Source organism: Psychrobacter pocilloporae, from assembly GCF_029872915.1.
GTDB classification, from domain to species: Bacteria; Pseudomonadota; Gammaproteobacteria; order Pseudomonadales; family Moraxellaceae; genus Psychrobacter; species Psychrobacter pacificensis.
The window spans coordinates 2,181,132-2,207,526 of sequence record NZ_PGFT01000001.1 but is presented as its reverse complement, the minus strand read 5'-3'; the positions used below and the strand labels follow the sequence as shown (position 1 = coordinate 2,207,526).

The following is a 26,395-nucleotide window of genomic DNA, read 5'->3' as shown; positions in this document are numbered from 1 at the left end:
TTAACTGTCTTTGGCTCGTTGCTTGATAAGGGTGATGGCTTGATAAGGGTGTATTTTATCACCTAATACCTCAATAGTGATGCCTCGCTGCGCACATAAATGACGCAGTAGTGCGGTATCGGGATGCGCCGCGGTCGCGAGCAATATACGCTCTGGATCGCGGCGTAGTATCGCGCGCGTCGCCTCGGCGATAGTCGGCTTAATACGGTTGCGATTGGTAATGTCATAGTCCGTGGCGAGCGCATCTATTAATGCTGCCGTCTGGTAGCGCGGCTGCTGATAGGTTGGCAAATGCTCTGGCAGCATAGTCAATGAGCGTCTGGCTGCATCAACATGATCGATAAATGCCAAACTATGATCTGCGTCTATCAAATCCTCATAAAAGACACTGCGGTGTAGACCAGATGACGGCTCGGTGTATAAGCTGCGTGAAATCAGTCCTGATACGGTACTATTTAACAAACCCGATGGAATTAACCAATCTTCCGCGCTCGCGGCGAGCCAAGCAACGCCCGCCGGATCGGCAAGGGTCAGTAGTGGAATGACATCAGCACCTTGATGAAAAATATTGGCAAAGCTGGTGTGAATGGGATCGCTAAATGTCTCTAAGCTACGAGCCAGCTCCTTATAAATCGCGCCTTTACCTGTCCAGCCATCGACAAATACAATCGGACTGTTTGGGTAAGCGTCAAGCAGCATTTGCAGCGCCACAGGATCTAGCCCGCGATCACGAATGATACTGATGCCATAATGTATACTTGGCAAATGATAGCTGCTATCTGTGTCAGATAACGCACGCTGCAATAGCACACCAATCGGTAGACCTGCCCGTACCAAGCTAATCAAGACTAGCGGATGCTCGTCACTGACATCATGACAAAAGACATGATGTAGGGTATGCGCTAAGCGTGCGATATCAGTTGCGGCTCTCTTACCACCTTGCGCTAGTGCCTGTTGGTATAGCTCTTCATGCATCGCGGTAGGCGCTTGCTCCAAGGTCAACATATCAGAGTAGTGACGTTGCCCACTTTGAATGAGTGCCTCTTTTTGACTGACGGGCACATCAGCAACAGCGTCTTTATCGACGATATCGAGCAGGACGGTCACATCGCTGGCAAGGTAGCTACCTGAGCCGTAATTGTTTAGATTGGCTCTGTTGGTCTGTATGTTAGGTAAAGTCATAGTATGAATAATAGCACTCGTGATGATAAAAGAGAGGTTCTGTGTCTGCTTTTTGGCTGATTTTCTGGGCTGATGTTCTAGCCCAAATAATTAGACAGATGGCTAAGGCTGATACTGCTCATGCATCTGACCGCGGCTTGGCATACCGTACCAGTCAAGCAGCTGCAAAAAAGGCAAGTCTGCTAAGCTATCACCAAAGCCAAAACTGGGACGCTGATGGTCTAAATGATTGTCTAACAAAAACTGTACAGCATGGCGCTTGTGTACCGCGTGCGGTAATATCGCTAGATTATTGGCATTCACATGCACATAAAAATCTTGCTCAAAATCGCGTATTAACGTGGGCAGTTTTTTGGCCAGTTCAACTAATGCTTGATGGTCTTTTTGCGCGTGTTTGATCGCTAGATAAATCGTTAATTCTTCATTTACAGACCCATTATTAAAGCTATCGACATGCGGCGTAAATACCAAATGACTCTGCTCACTTTTGCTATGACTAGCAAACAGCTCGCTTAGTTGGTTTAACTTATCTTGCAACGGTGCAAGCTTGCTATGCATATGTTGCTGCCACGCGCTTAGTAACTGCCCATCAGCCGTTAAAATAATGGCGCCATGGGTCAATACTTGCCAACTGTCGAATGGCAGTTTCACGCGTTTGATCTCACTGCGGTCACGTGCTGTTACTACGATTAATTCAGTGCTATTGAGTAGCCAATTAAAAAAAGTCGCTTGGCGCTGACTCATAAAGCTTAGTGGCTCGTTTTGCTTATTGACCGTCGCACAAATTAAGTATTCTGGCTCTGCAGTCGGGACTTGCCAAGCATCAATCTTGCGTTGGGTTTGAAAAAGTGTATCGTCCAAATCCATTAAGGCATAGGGTTTTATAATATCGGCGCTGGGCTTGAAAAATGGGATAGTCATGACGTCGTCCATAAACAGTAAGTATGAAAGTTAAAGAATGGTTTAAATTGTCGGACTTACCACCAACACATTATTCAAACCGCGCCACATCGCATCGACGCTATCAGCAGCTGTCTCCACACACAACACAATCAAGTCCCACTCGTCAGGGTCAACATTATAAGCAAAGTTGGTCATGCCCAGCCCATAATTATCATGAAAGCTCAGCATGGTAGTAATGGCGGCGCCAAGCGCAATCGGTGAGCGAGTTAATGCACTAAATTTCACGATAGCATTTGTGTCAGCTTTGAGGTTTTGAGATGTTGTCTCAAGCCATTCCGCCAACAAAAACGGCAACCAAACAAACTCATTGCTACCCAACACCAATATTTTTTTGGGCAATTGAGTGACATCAAAGCTGTCTTGATTATGGAAGCTTGCAAATGCAGCCTGAAAGCTCGAAAGATAGTTATTAAAGCCATCTGTGCTATTTAATGTGGGAAAACGTCCCCAGTTACCTGTAAATCCAAGCGTTTGACTACCAGCGGCAGTGGTATCAACCGATGGCATGGTGATAGGCTCTGGGTTGGGCGCGTCTGTCCATTGCCAAGCGCCAGACAGTAAGTGATGGCGATGAAACTCAATACCAGTTAAGCGATCTGCCATACGCGCAGGCATAATGTCATCTGTCTGCTGGTTTGTATTTTCTTGATCCAATGACCAATCAACCAAAGTCGTTAGATGTACTTGCTCTAGCTGAGTGAGCCCTGCATCACGTAAGGCCGTGACGACATTGACACAAGTATTGCCTGTTGATGCTTCATCATCGACCATAATCAGCGTTTTGCTAGCGAGTAGCTGCTCTTGCGTGACGCTATCTGTACTTTGATAAATTAAATGCTGGCTGGCATGACTGTGATCTTCATTAAACGTTGTTAGTAACGCTTCGGAGTTATTGTCACTATGCTGCGTGTGACGCGTAGAGTTTAGCAATAACGCATTTGGATAACGTGTTTGTAGCGCTTGATGCACGCCAGCGGATAGACCCACTGCTGTCTCTGCCATACCAATAACTAAAATTGGCTTGGGCAAATCGCTAGGAACTAAATTGGCCAAGTCAGTAAACGCATCTCGCATCGTGCTGGGTGCCACGGGGATATGACGGCCCAATACTTTTGAGACAAACAAAAACGCCCGTTTTGGATTAATACGCTGAGCAAAACCAAGCAGATCTTCTAATTGATAACTGTCGTTTTGTTTCAGGCTATTTTTGTTAGCCATTGAGTTGGTCTGATAGGTCAGATCAAGGGTGCCGCGAGGTAGGGTGATGCTGCGTTTATAGGTTTTGTTAGAAGTTATATCTTGATTTGTATCATTCATTATTTCTTGTTGTCCTATGTATTATCAGATTTTGTTTGTTGCTAGTGTTTACTTAGCTTTATGACGTACATAGAGCGTAGAGTTTACCGTTTTGGTTTCAAATATTCCGATATTTCTAATCATGCTAGAGAGTCTGGCATAACCGTAATTTTTAGGATCGAAATTTGGGTAGTGTGTTTTTATGGCGTTGCCAATCAAACCGAAATTCACCCAGCGCTCGTGGTCGGCTTTCGGGTGATCGATAATGGAAGCACGCAGACTATTTAATAATTTTGTATCACATTTTAGGCGACTCTCATTCCATGTTGACGTGACATTGCCGTTTGGTGCTACACTGGAAATTGGCAATGTACCATTTTTTAGTTTAATAGAAATGACTTTGTTCACAGTACGGATGTCATATAACGCCATTGCTATAATTAATTCTGAAAACTTTGCATAGCCATATCTATCTAACTTGATATTTGTATGGTGTTGTTTAATCTGGCTGGCAAGATAAGATAAATTTGACCAGCCTTTGGCAGAATTTGGGTCTTCTTTTATCAGCTTGTTTAATATGCTAATAAGATGTGTCTGCTTTTGAAGTGCTTTGGTTGTCCATTTTTCGGGTGATGTTTTGGATTCGGCGACAGGCAGCAATGGTTTTGTCTTAGTATCAAAGCTAGGCGTGTCTTTGTGCTCGCTAATGGGCAGTGCTTTTGGTAAAGGTACTAGATCCTCCACGTAGTAAAAACTGTCACAGGCTTGTGTGAATGCTTTAACGGTCTGCTTTTTACCGAAACCAAAGACTTTGATACCATTTTTTCGTATGCGTAACGCCAAAGCAGTGAAGTCACTATCACTAGATACTAAGCAAAAACCGTCATAATGACCACTATGTAATAAGTCCATAGCTTCAATAACTAGACCAATATCAGTCGTATTTTTACCTTTAGCATAGGCGAAATGTTGTATTGGGTCGATAGCGTGTTTTAAGAGTGCTTCTTGCCAACCTTGAATATGTACATTGCCCCAGTCACCATAGACTTTTTTGCAAGTAACATTACCGATACTCTCTATCTTACGTAAAATATAATTAATGTTATTAGCTGAAGCATTATCGGCATCGATAAGAACGGCTATGTTGTTGAGTTTCATTGATATAACAGTCCTTGATTAATACCGTTTTTCTTTTGATCTTATCATTGTAGTATGTCGTTAACCCTGACAGCCTACCAGCCATAATGCACTGCGACTTTGCTTGCTCAGTTGCGGCGTGGTCAGAAGCGTGGCGCTTGACGAATCAGCCTTACTCTCCAAACTGATCCCAGCGCTCGCAATTAAGGCAGATAATAACTGAAATTTCACCGCATAGTTCATGTTTTGGGCGTGTTCATGAACGAGACTGGCAGTCACCATGCCGATGACCTCACCGGTTGGTAGTAGTAAAGGACTACCACTAGAGCCAGGCTGAATGGGTGCGGTAAACTGAAGATAACGAATATCATCGTTTAAGCCCGTTAGCCCTGAGATACAGCCTTGTGTGACTTGTAGTTGACTGCTTAGCCCTGATAATGGAAATCCTAATGTAGTAATGGTCTCACCCAATATGTCACTGCATTGCTGTGCCAATGGTATATGGCTGGGCAGGGGGTCACTGACTCTGATAATAGCGGAGTCGCTACCGATATCACTGAGCACGACTTGTGCCTCGCGATCAGGCTGACCTTGCTGGCGTATGCCAATCATTTGAGCGGACTCAATCACATGATAGCAGGTGAGCAAGTGGTGCGGATCAATGGCAAACGCCGTCCCTGTCCATGTCTCACCTGCCTGCACGTGACGAGGCGGACGCATTTCATTGTGAGGGCAGGCTTGCTGTTGCTGTGCTGCTTGGATACGTGCATGTGTGTTGGGTGGACGAACATCAAGACTGACTTGTACTCGCTGCTCAAGACTCGTCAAACCTTGGGTCGAAGCTTCGTCAAGCGCCCGACATTTAAACTGTCCATTCCGCTGATATATCTCTAATATAATCGCAGCTTTGACGTGGCGTTCGCGCGCTGTAAAGTCGTAGCGAAGTGCGCCATCATTCAGTGTTAAGCAAACATTGCTTAGCTCAACCGCAGGCAAGTTCAGGCTAGGCTCATCGTAAGCATAAGCAATCAGCTGTAAAAAATGCACACCTTGTTGCTCAAACAATTTGGGTAGATTAAGCTGCCATTTGCTTGGGTTATTGGCATCATCTATCGTTGCCCAGTCTTTGGGCTCATGTAAATAAGCAGGGCTACAAACAGCCTGACGATTGGCATCTAATGGCAACCAAAGTAGCCCAAGCTGCTGTCCAAACTTAAGCGGAGAAGTGCTAGAAAATGCGACCGAGCAGCGCACGTCTGCGATAACAGCATTAGCGCCTAACACGAGTGTGGTCTGTGCTGTCATCGTCTACCTTTTATTGGATATATACTCGGTTGTCAGTCGTTCTTTATGTTGCCTGCTTATTTTTACTTATTCAGCAGTATCTTCAATTTTCACGCTGACCATAATAGAGCGTACTTGACAGGGCGTTATTTGCTGTATGATATCAGTCAATTGTGGCTTATCGGTCAAGCCAAGCCAATAGCCAAATCCGACCTGTGTCAAATCCACATCGCTATGCGTTGTGTAACCAATACCACCAGACGGGCGGCTATTGATCTCAAGCACACGGTGCTGACCGTCATCATCAGCTTTGGTCTGCACACTGACGATACCGTCACAGCCAAAGGCTTTAATCAATGGAATCACCACATCCATGACGGATTGCTCATAGCCAATATGCTGGATTTTGCCGGTTTTATAACGCGTGACGGCGGCCAAGACCTCACCGTATTCGCAGACCACATCGATAGAGTATTCCTGCCCTGATAGATAAGGCATAAGCAGCATAGGAATAGGGCGCTCACGTACCATTAGACTGTTGGTATACGCATTGATAAACTGCGCGGTATTGATTTTTTTCTCTTCGGTAAAGTACAAATGCTCAAAACTATCGTAGTGTTCATCAGGTTCTTTACCTGAGTCCAAGCGCCAAAATCCTTGAGCAAAAATACCAACAACTGGTTTGACACATAGGGGCTGATGACCGTGTTCGGCAAGTAATGCTTCCAGCTCTGTCACATTATCAAAGCGCCAAGCATCAGCGACAGGGATATTGTGTTGGTGACACTGCTGCATAAAGGCAAACTTATCTTCGATCGACTCTAGTGCTGCTACGCTGGTTGCGCCTGTAAGCAAACGAATACCAGCGGCATCAAACGCCTCACGATGCGCTTCATAATCGACCCCATTGCGCCCCGTTAATAATACTTTGACGTTGTGCTCTTTGGCGTGTTCCAAGACGAATTGCCAGCGAGGTATAACAGGCTCAGTTGTCTCTTGTGCCTCATCCTCTATGGCTGCTTTTTCTGGATATGGTTCGCGATAGACCCTATCAGCAAATTCAAAAATCTCAGGTCGGTTATGACGGTGTGAGGCAATAATATTAAAAGGGGTGCTAGATTTGCTTTTTAAGTTCTGTAAGCTCTCTAACATATCGCGCTGGCTGGATTGACCCTCAGCTAACCAAGCAGCTATTGATGTGGAGTGGACGCTATCGTTAGCAAGGTTAGTCATAATTCTCTCAGCGTTATTATCATATGTAGGGAGTTGGATGAGTGGATACGGTTATTGAAAACTGGCGGCAGTATAGTCAAAATTTGATCATTCAGCAGCATATATTATATACAAATGGCACAGGTTATAAATGCCCCTGATGAAATAGGCAAAAGGATTTGTAAGAGTGATCTTGTAGCTAGTAGCGCGGTTGGTCGGTTTAAAATGTTCATAATATTCATGCTACTATATGACGATAGTGAGCATGCCAATGACAACAACGACAACATAATAAAGAATCTAAAGGACGTATGATGAATCAACCTCAGCAACTGATCGCAGGTGCCAATGCACCATTACCAACTGATAATATTAGTGTCCGCATCTTAAGCCAAAACGCCATTGATTGCGCCGCTTATCGTCTGACGACTGATGGCAAAGTACGCGGCGATGGTGACATGATATTTTATGGTCAGAAACGTAGCGATGATGGCAATGTTAGTTTTCGTGGTCACGACAGTGACGGATTTTTTGATATCAATTTGCCCGCGCAGCCTGCGAGTATTGAAAAAATCGCTTTGGCATTCTCTAGCGAGCAAACGCTGGCACAAGTCGGCGATGTCGATATTCAGGTACTACAAGGCAGTCAGGTATTGATGACTTGTCAGCTGAGCAGTGCTGGGCGTAATGAAAAAGCCATTATTTTGGCGGAGTGTTATCGCAGACAAGGCAACTGGAAGTTTCGCTTTATCGCGCAAGGATTTAATGGCGGCCTAAAACCGTTGTCGGAGCACTTTGGCGTTGAGATTGCTGATGATGCGCCAGCACCCCAAAATACAACGCAAAATCAGGCTCAGCTGATTAATACGCAAAAAGCAGACAATACCTCTCAAGCGAGTACTCCGCCACCGATTCCTGCGACCCCGTCGGTCAACCTAAACAAAATCACTTTAACCAAAAATCAGTCCAGCATCAATCTGAAAAAGCGCGATGATTTTGGCAAAATCTCAGTGAACTTAGACTGGAACCAACGTTCAGATGGTAATAAGGCCGCTCCCAAGAAAGGCCTATTGGGTGATCTGTTCAAACAGCATCAATCAAGCGGTATCGATCTGGATGTTGGCGCGATGATTCATCTAAAAAACGGCGAAAAAACCCTGATTCAAGCACTGGGTAATCGCTTTGGTAGCCTGCAATCAGCGCCTTATGTATGCTTGCGAGCCGATGATAGAACGGGGCAGGTGAGTGGCGGTGAGTGGCTCGATATCAATGGTAAGCAGTGGTCACAGATTGAGGAGGTATTTATCTTTGCCTTTATTTATGAGGGCGCGCCAAACTGGGAAAAAACCGATGGCGTCGTGACCATTCATGTACCCGATCAGTCACCGATTGAGACCCGTTTAACAGAAGGGGCTAGTAACTTGCCGATGTGTGCCATCGCGCGTTTGGTCAATCAGCAAGGCAGTATCAATGTCGAGCGTATCAATCAGTATTTTAAAGGGCATCAGGAGATGGATAAGGCCTTTAACTGGGGCTTTAGCTGGAAGCGTGGTCGTAAATAACAGCGTTAATAATACTCTTTTATAGTGAATTCAGTATAAAAGCGATACAGTGGGACTGGGATAAATTTTTCGCAGCATCGAGCAGCGCAGGCACAGCACGCAAGGAAAATTTAGACCAGTTCCACCTTGATATATAATGTATCTGTTTTATTTAGGATTGGCTATAGTGTAAAAACCCATTGATAAAAAGAGCGGCCCATCTATTGATAGATGGGCCGCTCTTTTTTGAAATAAATTATTCAACACGCCCTAGTAATACTCCAGTTAAAGGCTCAACTCAATTATGCGTGCGGCGTAATTGCAGGCATTAAATCATGGAAGGTGCGACCAGACGCAGTCTCGCCAATAGCGTGCATTTTCCATTCATTATTATGCCGATAGACTTTTGCCATCACCATGGCAGTATGTCCACCTTGCGCTGATAAGTTGTAGCGAGCTACTTCGCTGTTGTTATTGGCATTAACGATACGGCAAAACGCGTTTTCGACTGTCTCAAACGTCTGACCCGTAAAGCTATTGACCGTAAACACTAGCGAAGTCACGTTGGCTGGGACTCTTGAGAGATCAACGTTGATGACTTCATCATCGCCATCGCCGTCGCCAGTACGGTTGTCGCCTGTATGGACGATACTGCCATCTTTTGATTTAAGCTGACTGAACCAGATAGCATCGACCGCTTGTTTGTTTGCGTCAAACATAATGCACGAAGCATCCAAATCGATAGAATCGCCGCCGCTACCACCGCCGAATAATTTACCTAAAAAGCCACCTTTTTTGTCTTGTGGATTTTGAGCAACATCCCAGCCTAGACCTAATTTGACTTGAGTCAGCTCGCCGCCTGCTTCTTTGCTTAGGGAGATCTTCTGCCCTTTTTGTAGACTAACTGCCATGTGAGTATCCTTATAATAATTGTGAGTAAAACTGCTTAAACATAGTTCTAAAAAACGCTATAAGATATTATCTAAAAAACCACCGCCGCCGCCGCGTCCACCTGAGCTCGTTCCTAAGACACTCTGCAGCCATCCTTGATAGCTGTCACGATTGCGCGAGCAAATAATGACTTTACCGCTTCCTGAGAAGTTTAGCACCATACCCTCGCCACTGGTGACGGAATTGATGATATTACTCATGATGCCTTTTTTCTTACTGGTCGAGACTGACAGTTTATAATCGAGGTTCGAATCCCAGCAAACCACATGACCATTATCAATAATGACATCTTTGTCTGGGGTGACCTCAATCTCAAACAATGAGCCAAAACCAGATACCACAACCTGACCTTTTCCTTGCGTCTGCATGACCATAAAGCCACCAGTATCACCGAATACCGCGCCGCCTAGATTACGCTGAATATTGGCTCTGATATCAACGCCAGTTTGCGCCGCGACAAAAGCACCATCACTCAAGGTATATTGCTGTGATCCCACCTCGATGATTTGCATATCGCCATCTAGTGTGGGAGCAAGCAAACAGTCGCCTTCGCCATGGACTGCTTCAATCTGCTGTTGAAATAACGATTCATCATTGGCAAAACGGCGCATAAGCGATTGCATCAGTCCACCTTGTAGCTTACCTTTTAGCTCAAGGTTAGACTCCATCATTACCATTGCATTGGCTTCACAATAAATTGAATCACCTTTTTTGAGATTACAATGCAAAAAAGGCTCAATAGTACCGATTAAACTGAATGTTGCGGCCATGGGGTGCAAATCCTTATTCTGATATCTTTAATAGGTGCTCTTAATGTGGGGGGAATAGACCTATGTGTTTTAGCGTTTTTATATTGATGAGCCTATTAAATTTAAAGCCATCAAATGCGTTAAAAGGGCACACTTGATGGCTCATAGGCGTTGCTATCAGAAAACTGATAGCAACGCTTGGCTCGCTAGATATTTACGTCAATTTAACGTTACACGTTTACGCCGTAAGACGCTGCTAATGGTCCAAGACCACCGCTGAAACCTTGACCGACGGCACGGAATTTCCAGTCACCGTTATGACGATATAGCTCACCAAAGATCATAGCTGTTTCAGTGCTGCCATCTTCTGATAGGTCGTAACGGGCAATTTCAGCTGCGCCATTATCGTTTACAACACGGATATAAGCATCGCCAACTTGACCGAAGTTTTGGTTACGTGCTTGGCCTTCATAGATGATGGCACAAATGGCAACTTTGTTTACATCAGCTGGGATGCTCGCAAGATTTATTTTGATTTTTTCGTCATCGCCATCGCCTTCGCCAGTACGGTTATCACCAGTGTGCTCAACGGCGCCATTGTCTGACTTTAAGTTATTGAAAAAGATAAAATCTTGATCGTTACGGACTTTGCCTGCTTCGTTGATTAAGAAGGCAATAGCGTCCAAATCAAACTCTTGACCGTCAGTTGCGCGTGGATCCCAGCCTAAACCAACTGTGATGTTGGTTAAACCTGGTGCTTCTTTTGATAAGTTTACGTTGCCGCCTTTTGTTAAGCTAATAGCCATACAAATACCCTTTGGATTAATAATTAAGTGGATTGGGTCGAAAAAATAAATTAAAAGTTGTGCAGTGACTGATATGAAAGGGCAACTGGTAAAGAACCTAGCTGTATACCACGTTCTGCATATCATTACGTTTTACTATACTAAGCGTTTGCTCACTAAGCAAGGCGTATTTTGTGCGCTTACTATATGCTTACTATATGCTTACTAAGCGACATAATAACCCTGCATTTTTGATACTTTTTAATCATCTTAGCAATAGTGGTTAACGTATTGTTATGCAAAGGTAAATTATTTAATGACTGTTTCCTTTGGATTAAGCCATAGAATGAAGAGAAACCTACCCTAGGTTGCAAAGACATAACCAAAAAAAGCGGGTCGTACCAGATATGTTGGTACGACCCGCTATAAGCTTGACAACTCAATAAAATTTAAACGTAATATTGTACTGAATAATCCATTAATAAAAGTATTTAGATAAAGGTTTTATTCGGCAAAAACCGACCAGCCTGTTTCTTGTACAAACAGCTCTAATGCTTTCAACCCAAGCTTGGAGTTTCCGATATGATCCAGCCCTGGCGACCAGACAGCGATAGAGCCTTTGCCGGGAGCTATGGTCAAAATACCGCCACCAACCCCACTTTTACCAGGCAAACCGACGCGATAGGCAAACTCACCAGACCCATCGTAATGACCGCACATCATCATTAGCGAGTTAATCCTTCTTGCGCGGTGCTCGTTAATTACACGTACCCCTGAGTGCTTATCAACTCCGTTAGAGACCAAATATAGACCAGCGCTGGCTAATTGCTGGCAATTCATCTCAATCGAGCATTGATGAAAGTAAGTACCCAACACCTTATCCACATCATGCTTGAGACGACCAAAGGATTTCATAAAGTACGCAAGCGAGGCGTTGCGGTTTTTGTGCGCCATCTCAGACGCTGCCACTTTGTGGTCAAAACGGATGGACTCATCGTCCGTAATAAAGTGCACAAACTGTAGAATCTCAGCCAATATTTCTCTAGGTTCGTACCCATCATGATCGCATCGACCACCGCAATGGCACCAGCATTGATGAATGGATTGCGTGGTCGACCAGTTTCATGTTCTAGCATGACGATTGAGTTGAAAGGATCACCTGAGGGTTCACGACCAACGTGTGTCCAAAGCCCATCGCCCAATTTGCCAAGTGCGATGGTTAGAGTAAATATCTTGGAGATACTTTGGATCGAAAACAGAGTGCTCGCATTGCCTGCTGTATACATCTTTCCGTCAGGTGTCGCTACTGCAATACCAAACTAGTTTGGATCTACATGGGCCAGTTGCGGGATATAGTCCGCTACTTTTCCACGATCGGTTTCAAGTGCCATCTGTGCGGCAATATCATCAAGAATCTGTTGCATAGTGCTTGAAGGGTCTCATTTTTGGTGAGCAATTAAAGGACGAAGATTCTAACCGAATAACGTATAGTAGTGATGAAAAAATTGTATGTGAAGCAAAATACGCATGTATTTTAGCGATAGGTAAGGATTCACTGTGTGACTACTGCCCTGCCATTATAACGCAAAAAAGCAGGCCATATCTGATGATACGACCTGCTCAAAGCTATACAGCATCATGCGAACAACAGGTGCTAATTAAGCCTTGCTGCTTCCGCTTTACGATGTTTCAGCGACGCCCATAATGCAAAACCAATAAAGGCAATACCGATAAGACCAGTAATGATTTCTGGTACATGGAACTTCACTGACAACAGCATAATGATGGCTAAGGCACCGATGGCGTAATGTGCGCCATGCTCAAGATAAATAAACTCATCAAGCGTGCCTTTGTCTACCAAGAAGATAGTCATCGAACGTACGAACATCGCACCAATGGCAAGACCAAGCATGATAACAATGACATCATTGGTAATGGCAAATGCGCCAATCACACCATCGAAACTAAATGAAGCATCGAGGATTTCTAAGTATAAGAAACCAATGATACCGCCTTTCATGATAGCGCTGGTTGCGGCTGCGCCACTTGCGTCGTTTTCTAGGTCTTCTTCGAGGTCACCTTCTAGCATACCAGAGACAACCTGTACACCAAGGTATACTAGAATGCCCCAAACGCCAGCAATGAGCACAGCACTTGACTGCTCTGCACTGGCCCATGATACCGCAATCATTAAGACGATAAGCGCAACAAATACGCTCATCGCATCGACTTTGCCTAACTTGACCAAACGGCTCTCAAGCCAGTCAAACCAATGGACATCTTTGTCATCGAAAATAAAGTTCAAGAAAACCAATAGTAAGAAAATACCACCAAATGCTGAAATTTCAGCATGATGTGCCATCAATCTGGCTGAGTACTCTTGAGGATTGTTCAAGGCCAAATCGATCACTTGCATCATACCAAGGTCAGCGGTAACCGCAACGATGACAATAGGGAAGACCAAGCGCATACCGAATACCGCAATTAAAATACCTACGGTTAAAAATATCTTTTTCCAAAATTCGTCCCAGCCCTTAAGGACTGAAGCGTTGACCACCGCGTTATCAAAAGATAACGAAATCTCCATGACGGCCAAAATAGCGGTAATCGATAGCGTGGTTATCATCCCACCCATACCGCCATGTGAATATCCCCACCATGCCGCTATTGCTAAGGCAATGATTGTGAAGATAATATCTAAATAAAAATGTCTCATGACACATCCTATCTGGTTGCGTAAAGCTGGTCTATTATAGACACAAGCCGCAAAAAAGTGGTTATTGCTAACCACTTTTTATGCATAATTTTAAACGAAACGTAAAGCATTACTAGTCATTGGGGCATTAAAAATTGTGACTATTTGCAACGATGCTCGCTTGATATCTTGGACGTGATAATCGGAATGGCTGATAGCCCAAATGCCAATAAAAATAAGGCTCTAGATATCAACGCCGTACTGATGACACATCGCCTGTAAGCCACCTGAATAACCTTGACCTACCGCGCGGAACTTCCATTCACCGTTATGGCGATATACTTCACCGAATACCATGGCTGTCTCAACAGAGTAATCTTCTGCTAGATCAAAACGTACCACTTCAGTACCGGTTTCTTCGTTAACAACGCGGATAAAGGCATTGGCTACCTGACCGAAGTTTTGGTTGCGAGTAGCAGCGTCATGGATAGTCACCGTCACGACTACTTTATCAACGTCAGCAGGTACTTGGGTTAAGTTTACTTTGATAACTTCATCATCACCATCGCCTTCGCCAGTACGGTTGTCACCTGTGTGCTCGACCGCGCCATTATCAGATTTCAGCTGATTATAGAAGATAAAATCATGGTCGCCGCGCACTTTACCTGCACCATTTAGCAAAAATACGCTGGCATCAAGATCGAACTCAGCACCAGAGGTGGCGCGCTCATCCCAGCCTAGACCGATTAGTAGCTTGGTCAAATTTGGATCAGTTTTCGTTAGCGATAAGTTACCGCCTTTGTTAAGTGATAGAGCCATAGTGTTATCCTTATTATTAGACGTTAGAGATTTAATGACATAAAAGGCGATGCTTACGCTATCACTGCGCAAATCCATCGCCTAGTAATGCTCTATCATAACAACAAAAAATGACCCAATCAAAGCCGATTGGGTCATGGTTATATTTCATATACATTGGCCAAAAAACTTAAGTTTCAGGCAGTTACGTTACTCATTATAGCTACCTTGTTCATGGCATTTGCCAGTATAGCAGCATTGCTCACTCATAAATGCTTATCTATAGACTCTGACGATGACGAATCTCAAAGCTTTGATGAATAGGTTTTTTGATATTAAAATCAAAGCCGATCGTCTTTTGGGTGATATTAATAATATCGTAGCGCTCGACTAACTGCTCATCTAGCTCAAAGCGAGTGAAGTTATTAGAAAAATACAAGACGCCATCAGAGGTTAAGCGGTTCATGGCCCGATTGATCAGAGCTGCATGATCACGCTGCACATCAAAGGTGCCTTGGAACTTCTTCGAGTTTGAGAACGTCGGTGGATCAATAAAGATAATATCAAACTGCTCGGTATTGTCCTTGATCCACTCAAAAATATCGGCGGCAACGAATTGATATTTATTGCGGCTGACGTCTAGACCGTTCAAGGCAAAGTTTTGTTTGCCCCAATCTAGGTAATTCTGTGACAAATCAACGCTCGTGACTTTTTTGGCACCAGCAAGTGCAGCATGGACACTCGCTGTACAAGTATAAGCAAACAGATTCAAGACAGATTTGCCGTGACTGTTGTTTTTGATTCGGGCGCGCATATTACGGTGATCGATGAACAGACCCGTATCTAGATAGTCGGTAAAGTTAACGTAAAAATAAGCACCATCTTCGCGGGCGACATGAAACTTGCCGCGTTTTTCTGTGGTGTTCTGTTTACTGTACTGATCGTTACCAGACTGACGGGCACGCGTTTTGATAAAGATTTGCTCACGATTAATATCAAACACTTCACGGATACCCATCAGCGCGAGATTAAAGCGTTTTTTGGCTGTTTCAGGTGGAATAGTCTTAGGCGGTGCATACTCTTGCACGTGGGCATAATCGCCGTATAAATCGATAGCAACCTTGAAGTCAGGCAAATCGGCGTCATAGACACGAATGTTACTGACATTGTCTTTTTTCGCCAGTTTCTTAAGCTTGGTCAGGTTTTTTTGTAGACGATTGACAAAATCTTGTCCGTCTTCTACGTCGATCTCACGCTTTTCAAAACGGCTGACAAGATTGCCTGTCTGTCCAGCGATAAGCGTTCCGTAGCGGAAATAGACGGTGATCGCGCCATTATGACAGCGTAACGTTTTTGGTTCTTTAATCGGTAGGATATCTACTTGCTCGACACGAGCAGCCAATATGCCAAGCATTGGATCGATACCGCTGCCAGCAAAGCTGTCTTGCACAATCAGGCCAATGGCTTGATACAGTGGCTTGATCATTTCTTCATCACCCAAACGCTCACCATAAGGCGGGTTGGTAATGATTAAAGGATTACTCAATCGACCGGCATCCACGAGCGGTTTTAGGGCGCTACCAAGTTCATCAAGCGCACGCTGTTCGATGTCTAGTAGCGGAAGCAAATCTTGAAGTCCTGCCGCGATGAGGTTTTTTTCGGTTGCGATAATCGCGCCATTATCAGCATCAAAACCCAACACAAGCGGCAGCGTATCTGGTTGCTCAATGGCAATCTCTAATGCTTCGCGAAAACGTGTCTGTGCATCCTCAATCATCTCCTGCCATAGCGTCTCGTCATGATGCTGCCACTCATAGAAGCCAAATTGATTGGCCGCTTTGTCGATACCTACAGCATAATCACAGTGCATGAGTAGCGCTTCGATAAGGAAGGTACCAGAGCCACACATTGGGTCTATTAACGCATTATAGTAAGGTGCATCGCCTGCATCGTTTTTCTTGTGCCAACCAGCGCTATAGAGTAGGGCGGCTGCCAAGTTTTCTTTTAATGGGGCTTCTGTCATAGCCACGCGATAACCACGGCGATGCAAACTGGTCCCTGATAAATCTAAATACAGCTCGGCCTGTTTGTCATTGACGGTCGCAAAAATAGAAAAATCTGGGTTTTTGCTATCGACATTCGGACGGCTGTCGTACACTTCGTTGAAGGTGTCCGCAATGGCGTCTTTGACACGTAGCATGGCAAACTGCTGGCTGACGGCAACGCGCTTATCGACAGACAGACGGATGGCAAAGGTTTGCTCTAAGCTAAACTGCTCAGTCCAATTGACGGATTTTGCCAAACCATATAGCTGCTCTGCAACATCGTATTCTGCATTGATGTTTTTGCGTTTGATGAGCATCAATACCCGCGAAGCCACACGTGACCAAAGGCAGATGGTATACAAGTCGCGTAAATCACCCGTGACGGCAAGACGACCAGTACTCTTGATTTCGCTATCAATACCGAAACTTGTCAGCTCAGTCTGCAGCGGTGCCTCAAGCCCATCGGCACAAGTAATGATAAGATCAAGCGACAATGTAGAAGAGGGTGCAGCTGCGGTTTGTTCGGTCATACGGGTACCTGTGGGCTAAATTGACAAAAGAGGCAAATAATAAAATAGATGTTTTAACCAGTAATTTTACCATAATTCACGGTAGGATGGTTCAAAGTGGCTATGTTTAAGGTGCGATAGGTTTAAGGTGCGATAACTAAATACATGAAAATAAGTCAGCTACTCATCCTTTGCCAATGATCCCTTTCCTGATACAACTTGAGTGGTGGTTGCAAAAGGTTTAGTCGCGATAGGGTAGTCGACGTCTTTTGGCATGAGCAGGCGCATATGTGGATAGGGCGTCGAGATATTGGCCGCATCAAAGGCAATTTTTATCTCTTCTTGTAGCACTTCTTTGATTTTGGGTATACGTGCCACGGCTGCTGGCTTGACCCAAAAACGCACGATAAAAAATACGCCATACTCTCCGATTTCGGCCACGGTCGCTGAGGTCTCAGGACGATTGAGTACTGCATCGGTATTGCTGAGTACTTGCAAAATCTCTTTGCGTGCAAGCTCAATATCATTTTCGAAGGCAATACGCACGCGTATATCGAAACGTATAAAGTTTTTGGAGGTTAAGTTAATCACTTCTGAGGAGGCGACATTAGAGTTTGGAATAATAACAGTAATATTGTCTCGAGTTAGGATATGGGTAGTGCGCAAGGCAATAAGCACCACGCGTCCCTCATTATCATTGATATGAATCCAGTCCCCAACTTGAAACGACTGCTCCAGCAAAATAGTGATACCGGCGATAAAGTTGGCAAGCGTCGATTGAGCAGCGAAACCGACAGCTAAGCCGACAATACCCAAACCTGCAACGAGCGATACGATGTCAAAACCAAATTGTGCCATCACGCTGGCGAGGCCAAGTACCAATAGGAGCACCGACAAGATATTTTTGAGCAGCTGTTCTATCGAGGCGTTGAGTCCATAATGCTGTAGGACTTTATGAATAATCTGACCAGACGACGCCCACAGTACGTAGTAGATACCAGCCCACGTACTTGCTTTTGCTGTCGCCTTGATGGTTTCTGGTTCAAAATTTATCTGACTCATGATCGCTATCAGACTGGCGACTATCCAAACGTAACGTAGCGTTGAGCGGGCAATCTTGGTACGGCGATCGTTTAAACGAATCTTAGTTTTACTTTGTCTAAGAATATAATTGGCCAACCAATAAAAAAATCCCAATACCGCAAGCAGTATTAGGATCTTTATGCCAGTGCTAGCAAGCTCTACTGCTTGAGAAGACCAGTTGAGTGTCTCTTCGTCTATAGAGCCACCAAGCGCAAGGTAGAGGCTAGTATGCAGGTCACGAATGATTTCTTTAAAAAAGTCGGTAACACTAGCGATTGGCATTTTTTCGTCCATGCAGGGTGTGTTTATACAAGGTTTGATAAATGAGGTGTCCGGTCACACGTCACCTCAAGTTGTCTAGTCAATCAAATATAGCATGAGTGATGACTAAGCCTAACTCTATTTTTTAGAGCAAGGCCTAACTGTAAATTAAAAATTGTCTTCTTGCGCGTCTTGAGATTGATAGGGTATCTCCATTTTGTCCTGCACATCACGGAGTGCCGTACGCAGTCCTTCTAATATCGTAGGGTGATAAAAAGGCGTGTCAAGCATCTCTTTAATGCTCAAGTCATTGGTAATCGCTGTGGCTAATATATGACCGATATACTCGGCATCAGGGCCCACCATGCTCGCGCCTAATATTCTGTCGGTTTTTTTGCAGGCATAGATATGTAGCAGACCACAATTAACGCCCATCACACGGCTGCGCCCTTGGTTGTCAAAACTGACGCGACCAATCACAAATTCCAGCTCAGGGTCTTTTTGGATCTCGGGTAGAGACATTCCGACATTGACGATTTGCGGTGAACAAAATACGATAGAAAATGGGGTGGCGGGCGGGCGAATATAAGCATCTTCGGTATTTTCACAGACCATGTTGCCAGCACTATAGCCCTCATCACTCGCTACATGCAGTAGAGGAATGTGAGCATTGGCGTCTCCAACGATATAGATATCTGAATCACCAATTTGCCCTGTTTTTTTACTCAACTTTTTCGGGCGGTTTTTGTCATCAAGCTCAACGCCTAAGTGTTCGACACCCAACTGCTTGATGTTGTTGCGGCGACCAGTCGCGACCAAGACACAGTCGCCTTGCCATTGTCTTGACTCACCAGCACTGTCTTCATATTCAATAAACGCAGTTTGAGTGTCTTTATTTACGTTTTGACCCACATCAGTAATCTTGCTTCCCAAGTGCATGGTAAGCTCATGACTTAAGCACTCGATGGCTTTTTGGTTGATGTCATTATCCTTGAGACCAGCAACTTGTTTGACTCGGTTGAGTAGCGTAACCTCTACGCCCAAGCGCGTAAATGCTTGTGCAAGTTCTAGACCAATGGCGCCAGCACCGACGACGGCCATAGAGTTGGGTAAGTCTGTAAGCTCAAACACGTTATCAGAGGTGAGCATCGTGTCACCCAGTTTGTCAGCCCAACCGTCAGGTATAAAAGGTGAGCTGCCAGTTGCCACAATGATTTGCTCTGCGGCAATGAGCTCATCATTGACCTCGATTAGTCCATGCTCATTGATATGAGCACGTCCATCGATTTTTTTGTGATCAGGCCAGCTATCTACTTGTTTTTTTATGTAGCTAGCAAAATGACTGCGCTCATCACGCACGCGCTGCATCACTTGCTTGCCATCTATTTGCGCAGTTGCATGAATACCAAAGTCGCCAGAATGATTGGTATCATGTGCACGGTCAGCGGCTGCAATCAGCAGTTTGCTAGGCATACAGCCGACAGCGACACAGGTAGTGGTCCAAAACCCTTCGTTGATAATGACGACATCGTCTTTAATTTTGCTCGCTTGGCGAAAGGCATTTTGACCAGCCGTGCCTGCACCGATAACGGCAACAGAGACGTTGCGCGTGATTTTTTGCGGTGCCTTATCAGTAGTAGTACCAAACTGTTTATTCATATGATTCTCTAGTAAGAAGGGATTATAAGCGTATGTGTTGACCGGTGACTCAGAGTCTTATATTCGCGCGTTTTATCGTTTTTGCGGCAAAAATGTACTCTGTTATAACGATCAGGTTATGGTGCCAATATGCTGAGTAGACGACTGGTGTAATCTTTGGCACGTAAGTTACGCTGTGCGTGAGTCAGCTTGCCTTCTTTATCAAATACAAATGCCGAGCGTACTAGCCCCAAAGTAATGTTGCCGTACATGTTTTTTTCTTTAATCACTTCAAAATACTGGCATAGCTTCTCATCAGCATCACTGATAAGTGGGATCTGTAAGTCGTATTTATCGATGAACTTCTCATGTGACTCAACACTGTCACGAGAGACGCCAACGATGTCATAGCCTAAGTCGTCAAAATCGTGGATATGCGCCGTGAACTCCGTCGCTTGCGTGGTACAGCCTGGTGTATTGTCTTTAGGATAAAAATAGAGAATAAGACCTTTGTCGGTATTGGCAACCATCTCTTTGAAACTGATCTCAGCATGGATAAAGTTTCCGGCAAGTTTGCGTACGATGGTCACTGGAAAGTCGGGTAGGTTGATCGTTTCTGTTGTTGGTTTTGCCATGGTAAAATCCTTATTGATTTTGGTTATGTATATTGGTTTTTTTGATGGTTTAGATAGGGTTTTATTTATCGTCTTCTTATTATAGGCAGATTGGTAGCAATAAATAATCAGTTTTACACTTTGCTCATCCATTGGTAACAAAAAAGACTGGCAATGGCCAGTCTTTTGTATATCAAACGAATAGTAATTAAGCAGGCTTTTGCGGCTGCTTCAAGTCTAAGCCGACTGTGCACTGCTGCAGGTTTTTTTGCATGGTCTTGACGTATGGCAAGCTTGAAGGGTCTTTTTTGTCTTTTGCGTAGCTTTCGATCTCCCACATCTGACCAATCGTCATGTTGCTACGCACACCGATAGTGCACTTACATAACTTTGTCGCATCACTTTTACTAGCGACTTTATATTTAACTGCGCCATCGACGCATGAGTTGATATTACTTTGCTTAATATCAGTAGCATTCGCCTGCGGCATTGCGAACGCGGCAGCTAAGGCTAGGGGGAGTAATGGCAATAACTTCATAAATATCCTCTTACAGGTAGTGTCAATTTTTGACTCTGGTATTCAATGTGATTTTATAATCAACAGACAGCTGGATGACTGATATGTGAGTGACTGAATCATTGGTGATATCTCATGTAACCTATATCACATGTAATCTATTCAATTGGCAAAAATGATTGTCCATACCATAGCAAGTATATTGATTAAAATACAATGTCGACGTGCTGTGTTAATGCAAGCGAATGTTTCGCTAATGTTGATTGATGCCGCTGTTTGATAAAAAGTCAGTATCTCTATCCAGCTTGGTAATGAGTAGGGTCAGTGACGCCAGCTTGAGCAAAGCCTTGGCGACGTAGCGCACAGCTATCACAAACGCCGCAAGCAAGTCCGTTTGCATCGGCACGATAACAAGAAATCGTTTGTCCATAATCAACGCCCAATGATAGACCAAGCTCAATAGTTTGAGCTTTGGACAGCTTTTGTAGTGGGGTTTGGATAGACAAGCGATGACCGGTAACGCCCGCTTTTGTCGCCAGATTGGCCATGTGCTCAAATGCTTCGATATACTCTGGACGGCAATCGGGATAGCCAGAGTAATCGACTGAGCTGACCCCAATGACGATATGATTGGCATCAGTCACTTCAGCGACGGCTAGCGCATAAGACAAAAAGATTGTATTACGTGCAGGCACATAAGTATTAGGGATAGCATCGTTATCGATTTCATCGTGCTTTTTATTAGGGAATTTGTCGGTATCGCCGTCTGGTACAATCATGCTGTGATCGGTGAGTGATGAGCCACCAAGCTGGGCGATATCAATGTCGATAATTCTGTGGTTGACGCCTGCTGTCTCAGCGATAGTCTTTGCTGCAACAAGCTCACTATTATGACGTTGCCCATAGTCAAAGCTAACCGCTGTCACCGAGGCATAGCGCGCCTTTGCCCAATACAAACACGTCACCGAATCGAGACCACCTGATAAAAGCACCACGGCATTTTGGTTTTTGTGAGGAGTATCGTTGCTGTTGGACGCTTGATTCATTGAGGGATTCTGCAAAGTAACGTTAGTCATAGTGTTATCTATTATTGGTTTACGAAAACGGCTATTTTAGCAAAAATACGGCTATTACAGAACCACGAAGCGACCAATCACGTGTCACTAAAGTGACAAAGCCATGCTAAGCAGTATTGCAATAAAAATAAAGTGCGTATTACTGTCATCTTTTCAATCTGTTAGCAATATTTGTTATAATTGCCGCTTTTAAAGCATCGATAACCCTACCTCATTGATCTTGCTTTATCGCAAACTACTTTATAGTAAAATCATCCTTATAAAGATATTGAGTAACTTATGACCGCAGCAACCTTATTTACGCCAAACATCCCTTCTCACTCTGACGATATATCTAATGAATCAGACTTTAATCGTTATGTTTTAGAGGCTGATGCTGAAGAGGGTAGCAATGAAGATATCGTTGATGAACAATCTACTGACTCACAATCGCCTACTGAATCTGCGGCTTTTCGTAAGCTACAAAAGAAGCTTCGTCGCCAAGTCTCTTGGGCCATTCGTGATTTTAATATGATTGAAGACGGCGATGTGGTGATGGTCTGTGTCTCGGGCGGTAAAGACAGCTATACCTTGCTGGATATTTTGCTCCTACTAAAACGTATCGCCCCCATTCATTTCGATATCGTCGCAGTCAATCTTGACCAAAAGCAGCCCGGCTATCCTGAAGATATTCTGCCTGCTTATCTAAACGAGCAGGGCATTGCCCATTATATCTTGGAAAAAGACACGTATAGTATTGTCAAAAGTGTGGTGCCAGAAGGCAAGACCTATTGCTCAGCGTGTTCACGTCTGCGCCGTGGTTCGTTGTATGGTTTTGCTAAGCAGATTGGTGCGACCAAAATCGCCTTGGGTCATCATCGCGATGACATGCTGGCGACTTTCTTCTTGAATTTATTTCATGGCGGCGCGCTCAAATCAATGCCGCCTAAACTGCTGAGCGATGACAAGCAAAACCTGCTGATTCGTCCATTGGCGTATGTCGAAGAAAAAGACATCATCGAGTATGCCAAATTAAAAGAATTCCCGATTATTCCTTGTAATCTGTGTGGCAGCCAGACCAATCTACAACGTGCCATTATCAATGACATGCTACGCGAATGGGATGACGCTCATCCGCAGCGTTTGGCGTCTATCTTTAAGGCAATGCAAAACGTAGCGCCATCACAGTTAGCGGATCGTGAGTTGTTTGACTTTGAGACACTCAGTCTTGATCGTGATAACGACGAGCGTTTGTTTGAAGGGGATAATATTCAATCAGGGCAGACCGACAGTCTGGCTGAGATTGGTTTGCCGGTATCACCAAAGACGCAAACGTTCAATCCTAAGTTTGCTAGCGATAAGCCGTATGCAACAGAATCAGACAATGCTGTAACAAGTAGAACTACACCTCAGAAAATTCCAACAATTAACCCACTTATTTAGTATCTCATGAGCGAATACTGATCGAGTAACCCATAAAAAACCAGCCATTCATAAAGAAAAGGCTGGTTTTTTTAAATGTAGATATTAGGGCATAGCCTTAATAATATTAACTTTTAGCAAAGACAGGTAAAGGTTTAAAGCTAACCTCTGAGCGCGGAAGCTTGGCGACATCTTGCATACGCCAATCGTCCTTGCCATCGTTATTCACTTGCAGGTAATATTTGGCTTTTACCGAATCAAGATTTACTTGGGCGCTGTATTTATTGCCTTCAACATGCTTTAGCACGACGTCACGGTCTTTTTTGATATCGGTGGCATGCGAGATTGAAAGATCAAGCGTATCGGGATAAGTAAGCGGCTGGCCGTTCAATAGCTTGCCTGACTGCACACTTTGCTCAGGATAATTGAGATAAAACACAACATCGCCATTATCCGCAAATTGCATTTTGCCATGCAAGTCTAAATCATAAGCAAGCTTGTCACGTGAGACGTCATGATAGAGCGTCTTGCCATCCATATACCAGTCGTCACGTACCACGCTGTCGCGGATCTGGTAAGAGTAGTAGACAAACCAGATACAAGCGATCACGACCGCAGCTGGCATGCCAATCACAAAAATCATAACCATGTAATTCTTGTACCATGGCTGAGTATCTTGATGTTTAAAATTCGGTGCTGGATTAGACATAAAATACCTATTCATCAGATACTTATTTATCAAAGATCTGCTTATCAGATATCGACAAATGGTATCAACGGACAATTTGACGGCTACCTGCTGCCAGTTTAATCATAAATCATTCACCCGATAGCCTTTGACTCTCAAAGTCGCTGACTACCGAATGACATAAAGGAAACTAAATAATCAGTTCAGTGATGAATTACTGACCTTGAGTCGTAAAGACGTTTTGCTTACTGACTTTGTACTTACCGTCTTCACTGGTCACATTTAACGTCACTGGCGTTTGACCAAATTCAATCACATCAGGGTCACCATAAATACTGACAGGCATATCGAAGCTTTCGCCTGCTTCTAAGGGTACATCGTTGAAGCGCAGCTCTAAACTCAGACCTTCTTGCGGTGCGAGCGTTATTTTATAATTGTGAGGCTCTTGGGTTTTGTTGGTTAGCTTGACGATATAGCTGTTTTCAATCATGCCTTGGATATTGATAGATGATAACTGGTTACGATCACGGCGGATATCAATCTCTAATGGCACGCGGTCTGTCAACGCATAGATAACCCCGCCACATAGCACTGCCAATAGCGCCAAATAAGCAAATAATCGTGGACGAAATACACGGCTTGGTTCTTTTTCCACCAGCTGACGCTCGGTTGTATAACGAATCAGCCCGCGTGGATAGCCAACTTTGTCCATGATTTCGTTGCAGGCATCAATACAGGCGGCGCACTGAATACAGGCAACTTGCAAGCCATCACGAATATCGATACCAGTGGGGCAGACCTGCACACACATGGTACATTCGATACAGTCACCCAGCTCTTCAGGGTGTGTGCCTTTTTTACGCGCGCCGCGTGGCTCACCACGCTCGTAATCATAAGAGACAATAAGCGTGTCTTTATCAAACATGACGCTTTGGAAACGGCCATAAGGACAAATATGTACACACATCTGCTCACGCATATAACCGGCATTGGCATAAGTGGCAAAGGTAAAGATAAACATCGAAATCCATACCCACGTTGGCCAATCAGGCACAGGGATAATCCCTATCATCTGCCAGCTTTGATACAGATAGTCAGTGCCCGCGACATAACTGACAAATGTCGCCGCTGTAATCACAGAAAACACAAACCAAATAAAATAGACCAACGCTCGCTTAAATGCTTTTTTTGCGCTCATCGGTTCTTTGTCAAACTTGATGCGTTTATTACGATCACCAATGACCCATTTTTCAACGTACTGGTAGAGATGCGTCCAAATCGTTTGTGGGCAAGCATAACCGCACCACACTCGGCCGGCATAGACCGTCACCATAAATAGCGTAAAGGCAGCAATGATGGCAAATATAGCAATAAAATAAAAATCTTGGGTCAAAAAAGTCAAACCAAAAATATAGTAATGCTGTGAGGGAACATCAAACCATATTGCTTGTCTGCCATTATAACGCAGCCACGGCAAAATTAAAAAAGCGGCCAAAAGGGCATACATCGTGATGACACGAATATTTTGATAAAAACCAGTAACAAAGCGAGGATGCACTCGATGTTTAGTCGCATCGAGGTCTATTTGTTGTACAGGGATTTTATTTGATTGTGGAGCTGACATAAACTTGCCTCTTTAAAAAAGAATCAGTCTGCTGGCATGATGAACAAATATCTCTCGTCGTGAAGTATATGAATGTATGATGTTATCAATGTCAGTAAATAATGGATAGCGACTTGAATAAAAGTCCTCTAGTACACTTACTAAATAATTGATTATAAGTGGGTTATTAGATCGAGCTAAGACATCATCAGTCTGGCTCGTTAGCCATTTTGAAAACAGCTATTCTAACATTCTCCATACTAACAATGGGGTAATAATCGTAAAAAGCAAGCACTATAGATCATAATAATGTCTACTGAGAAGTATCTGTGATAGCGACTATTAGGTAAATTCTGCAAAAATAAAC

General features: G+C 44.2%; 21 protein-coding genes and 1 pseudogene. 2 read left to right on the top strand and 20 right to left on the bottom strand.

Going from position 1 to position 26,395, the window contains the following annotated elements:
• The 6 genes from CUR83_RS09375 to CUR83_RS09350 all read right to left on the bottom strand — a co-directional run bounded on the left by CUR83_RS09375 (nucleotide 1) and on the right by CUR83_RS09350 (nucleotide 7,095).
• On the bottom strand, nucleotides 1-1,182 hold the full coding sequence (locus CUR83_RS09375; RefSeq protein ID WP_240366182.1) for a cysteine protease StiP domain-containing protein: 1,182 nt from the start codon (nucleotides 1,180-1,182) through the stop codon (nucleotides 1-3).
• Nucleotides 1,183-1,284: 102 nt separating this feature from the next.
• Nucleotides 1,285-2,103 carry an HAD hydrolase family protein gene (locus CUR83_RS09370; protein ID WP_284719531.1) on the bottom strand — a complete coding sequence of 273 codons (819 nt, stop codon included), beginning with the start codon at nucleotides 2,101-2,103 and terminating at the stop codon, nucleotides 1,285-1,287.
• Nucleotides 2,104-2,145: 42 nt separating this feature from the next.
• Nucleotides 2,146-3,462, bottom strand: coding sequence for a phosphoribosyltransferase domain-containing protein (locus tag CUR83_RS09365; RefSeq protein ID WP_284719530.1), 1,317 nt, complete (start codon nucleotides 3,460-3,462; stop codon nucleotides 2,146-2,148).
• Between the two features lie 48 nt (nucleotides 3,463-3,510).
• Entirely contained in the window at nucleotides 3,511-4,599 is a 1,089-nt protein-coding gene (locus CUR83_RS09360) for an NYN domain-containing protein (protein WP_186474207.1), read from the bottom strand.
• Between the two features lie 60 nt (nucleotides 4,600-4,659).
• Nucleotides 4,660-5,883, bottom strand: a complete 1,224-nt coding sequence (locus CUR83_RS09355; protein WP_071001915.1) for a S1 family peptidase — start codon at nucleotides 5,881-5,883, stop codon at nucleotides 4,660-4,662.
• A 66-nt stretch (nucleotides 5,884-5,949) separates the two neighbouring features.
• Nucleotides 5,950-7,095, bottom strand: coding sequence for an ATP-grasp domain-containing protein (locus CUR83_RS09350; RefSeq protein ID WP_284719529.1), 1,146 nt, complete (start codon nucleotides 7,093-7,095; stop codon nucleotides 5,950-5,952).
• A 293-nt stretch (nucleotides 7,096-7,388) separates the two neighbouring features.
• On the opposite strand from CUR83_RS09350, the gene CUR83_RS09345 reads away from it, so the two are divergent.
• Nucleotides 7,389-8,636, top strand: coding sequence for a TerD family protein (locus tag CUR83_RS09345; RefSeq protein ID WP_284719528.1), 1,248 nt, complete (start codon nucleotides 7,389-7,391; stop codon nucleotides 8,634-8,636).
• A 281-nt stretch (nucleotides 8,637-8,917) separates the two neighbouring features.
• On the opposite strand, the gene CUR83_RS09340 is transcribed toward CUR83_RS09345, so the two are convergent.
• From CUR83_RS09340 to queC, 12 genes and pseudogenes are all read right to left on the bottom strand, one after another.
• Complete coding sequence (locus tag CUR83_RS09340) at nucleotides 8,918-9,526, bottom strand: TerD family protein (RefSeq protein ID WP_058024749.1); 609 nt, start codon at nucleotides 9,524-9,526, stop codon at nucleotides 8,918-8,920.
• A gap of 57 nt (nucleotides 9,527-9,583) precedes the next feature.
• Nucleotides 9,584-10,336, bottom strand: a complete 753-nt coding sequence (locus tag CUR83_RS09335) for a TIGR00266 family protein (protein WP_093068073.1) — start codon at nucleotides 10,334-10,336, stop codon at nucleotides 9,584-9,586.
• A gap of 209 nt (nucleotides 10,337-10,545) precedes the next feature.
• Nucleotides 10,546-11,121: a TerD family protein gene (locus CUR83_RS09330; RefSeq protein ID WP_284719527.1), complete on the bottom strand. Its 576-nt coding sequence runs from the start codon at nucleotides 11,119-11,121 to the stop codon at nucleotides 10,546-10,548.
• A gap of 483 nt (nucleotides 11,122-11,604) precedes the next feature.
• A pseudogene (locus CUR83_RS09325) lies at nucleotides 11,605-12,386 on the bottom strand (glutaminase).
• 368 nt (nucleotides 12,387-12,754) lie between these two features.
• A complete protein-coding gene (locus tag CUR83_RS09320) occupies nucleotides 12,755-13,816 on the bottom strand; it encodes a DUF475 domain-containing protein (RefSeq protein WP_284719526.1) in 1,062 nt (353 codons plus the stop codon).
• Nucleotides 13,817-14,038: 222 nt separating this feature from the next.
• Nucleotides 14,039-14,614 (bottom strand): TerD family protein, encoded by a 576-nt coding sequence (locus tag CUR83_RS09315; RefSeq protein WP_058024753.1) that lies wholly within the window; start codon nucleotides 14,612-14,614, stop codon nucleotides 14,039-14,041.
• Between the two features lie 259 nt (nucleotides 14,615-14,873).
• Entirely contained in the window at nucleotides 14,874-17,168 is a 2,295-nt protein-coding gene (gene rlmKL, locus CUR83_RS09310) for a bifunctional 23S rRNA (guanine(2069)-N(7))-methyltransferase RlmK/23S rRNA (guanine(2445)-N(2))-methyltransferase RlmL (RefSeq protein WP_093068083.1), read from the bottom strand.
• 159 nt (nucleotides 17,169-17,327) lie between these two features.
• Nucleotides 17,328-18,512: a mechanosensitive ion channel family protein gene (locus CUR83_RS09305; RefSeq protein ID WP_284719525.1), complete on the bottom strand. Its 1,185-nt coding sequence runs from the start codon at nucleotides 18,510-18,512 to the stop codon at nucleotides 17,328-17,330.
• A gap of 147 nt (nucleotides 18,513-18,659) precedes the next feature.
• Nucleotides 18,660-20,150: a dihydrolipoyl dehydrogenase gene (locus CUR83_RS09300; RefSeq protein WP_284719524.1), complete on the bottom strand. Its 1,491-nt coding sequence runs from the start codon at nucleotides 20,148-20,150 to the stop codon at nucleotides 18,660-18,662.
• Between the two features lie 116 nt (nucleotides 20,151-20,266).
• The gene (locus CUR83_RS09295; protein WP_284719523.1) at nucleotides 20,267-20,764 is read right to left on the bottom strand and encodes a peroxiredoxin; all 498 of its coding nucleotides are present in this window, start codon (nucleotides 20,762-20,764) and stop codon (nucleotides 20,267-20,269) included.
• A 187-nt stretch (nucleotides 20,765-20,951) separates the two neighbouring features.
• Nucleotides 20,952-21,281, bottom strand: coding sequence for a hypothetical protein (locus CUR83_RS09290; RefSeq protein ID WP_223335220.1), 330 nt, complete (start codon nucleotides 21,279-21,281; stop codon nucleotides 20,952-20,954).
• Nucleotides 21,282-21,556: 275 nt separating this feature from the next.
• Nucleotides 21,557-22,306: a 7-cyano-7-deazaguanine synthase QueC gene (queC, locus tag CUR83_RS09285; RefSeq protein WP_284719839.1), complete on the bottom strand. Its 750-nt coding sequence runs from the start codon at nucleotides 22,304-22,306 to the stop codon at nucleotides 21,557-21,559.
• A 309-nt stretch (nucleotides 22,307-22,615) separates the two neighbouring features.
• Here queC and ttcA point away from each other — a divergent pair, with 309 nt between their 5' ends.
• Entirely contained in the window at nucleotides 22,616-23,758 is a 1,143-nt protein-coding gene (gene ttcA, locus CUR83_RS09280) for a tRNA 2-thiocytidine(32) synthetase TtcA (protein ID WP_071001901.1), read from the top strand.
• A 106-nt stretch (nucleotides 23,759-23,864) separates the two neighbouring features.
• On the opposite strand, the gene CUR83_RS09275 is transcribed toward ttcA, so the two are convergent.
• Both CUR83_RS09275 and ccoG read right to left on the bottom strand, forming a co-directional pair.
• A complete protein-coding gene (locus CUR83_RS09275) occupies nucleotides 23,865-24,446 on the bottom strand; it encodes a FixH family protein (RefSeq protein ID WP_075106617.1) in 582 nt (193 codons plus the stop codon).
• A gap of 193 nt (nucleotides 24,447-24,639) precedes the next feature.
• Nucleotides 24,640-26,049 (bottom strand): cytochrome c oxidase accessory protein CcoG, encoded by a 1,410-nt coding sequence (ccoG, locus tag CUR83_RS09270; protein ID WP_284719522.1) that lies wholly within the window; start codon nucleotides 26,047-26,049, stop codon nucleotides 24,640-24,642.
• Between the last annotated feature and the right edge of the window lie 346 nt (nucleotides 26,050-26,395).

Bases quoted from the DNA above. Each gene is read 5' to 3' on its own strand.
- CUR83_RS09375 (WP_240366182.1), bottom strand. From the start codon at position 1,182: ATGACTTTACCTAACATACAGACCAACAGAGCCAATCTAAACAATTAC.
- CUR83_RS09370 (WP_284719531.1), bottom strand. From the start codon at position 2,103: ATGACTATCCCATTTTTCAAGCCCAGCGCCGATATTATAAAACCCTAT.
- CUR83_RS09365 (WP_284719530.1), bottom strand. From the start codon at position 3,462: ATGAATGATACAAATCAAGATATAACTTCTAACAAAACCTATAAACGC.
- CUR83_RS09360 (WP_186474207.1), bottom strand. From the start codon at position 4,599: ATGAAACTCAACAACATAGCCGTTCTTATCGATGCCGATAATGCTTCA.
- CUR83_RS09355 (WP_071001915.1), bottom strand. From the start codon at position 5,883: ATGACAGCACAGACCACACTCGTGTTAGGCGCTAATGCTGTTATCGCA.
- CUR83_RS09350 (WP_284719529.1), bottom strand. From the start codon at position 7,095: ATGACTAACCTTGCTAACGATAGCGTCCACTCCACATCAATAGCTGCT.
- CUR83_RS09345 (WP_284719528.1), top strand. From the start codon at position 7,389: ATGAATCAACCTCAGCAACTGATCGCAGGTGCCAATGCACCATTACCA.
- CUR83_RS09340 (WP_058024749.1), bottom strand. From the start codon at position 9,526: ATGGCAGTTAGTCTACAAAAAGGGCAGAAGATCTCCCTAAGCAAAGAA.
- CUR83_RS09335 (WP_093068073.1), bottom strand. From the start codon at position 10,336: ATGGCCGCAACATTCAGTTTAATCGGTACTATTGAGCCTTTTTTGCAT.
- CUR83_RS09330 (WP_284719527.1), bottom strand. From the start codon at position 11,121: ATGGCTATTAGCTTAACAAAAGGCGGCAACGTAAACTTATCAAAAGAA.
- CUR83_RS09320 (WP_284719526.1), bottom strand. From the start codon at position 13,816: ATGAGACATTTTTATTTAGATATTATCTTCACAATCATTGCCTTAGCA.
- CUR83_RS09315 (WP_058024753.1), bottom strand. From the start codon at position 14,614: ATGGCTCTATCACTTAACAAAGGCGGTAACTTATCGCTAACGAAAACT.
- rlmKL (WP_093068083.1), bottom strand. From the start codon at position 17,168: ATGACCGAACAAACCGCAGCTGCACCCTCTTCTACATTGTCGCTTGAT.
- CUR83_RS09305 (WP_284719525.1), bottom strand. From the start codon at position 18,512: ATGCCAATCGCTAGTGTTACCGACTTTTTTAAAGAAATCATTCGTGAC.
- CUR83_RS09300 (WP_284719524.1), bottom strand. From the start codon at position 20,150: ATGAATAAACAGTTTGGTACTACTACTGATAAGGCACCGCAAAAAATC.
- CUR83_RS09295 (WP_284719523.1), bottom strand. From the start codon at position 20,764: ATGGCAAAACCAACAACAGAAACGATCAACCTACCCGACTTTCCAGTG.
- CUR83_RS09290 (WP_223335220.1), bottom strand. From the start codon at position 21,281: ATGAAGTTATTGCCATTACTCCCCCTAGCCTTAGCTGCCGCGTTCGCA.
- queC (WP_284719839.1), bottom strand. From the start codon at position 22,306: ATGAATCAAGCGTCCAACAGCAACGATACTCCTCACAAAAACCAAAAT.
- ttcA (WP_071001901.1), top strand. From the start codon at position 22,616: ATGACCGCAGCAACCTTATTTACGCCAAACATCCCTTCTCACTCTGAC.
- CUR83_RS09275 (WP_075106617.1), bottom strand. From the start codon at position 24,446: ATGTCTAATCCAGCACCGAATTTTAAACATCAAGATACTCAGCCATGG.
- ccoG (WP_284719522.1), bottom strand. From the start codon at position 26,049: ATGTCAGCTCCACAATCAAATAAAATCCCTGTACAACAAATAGACCTC.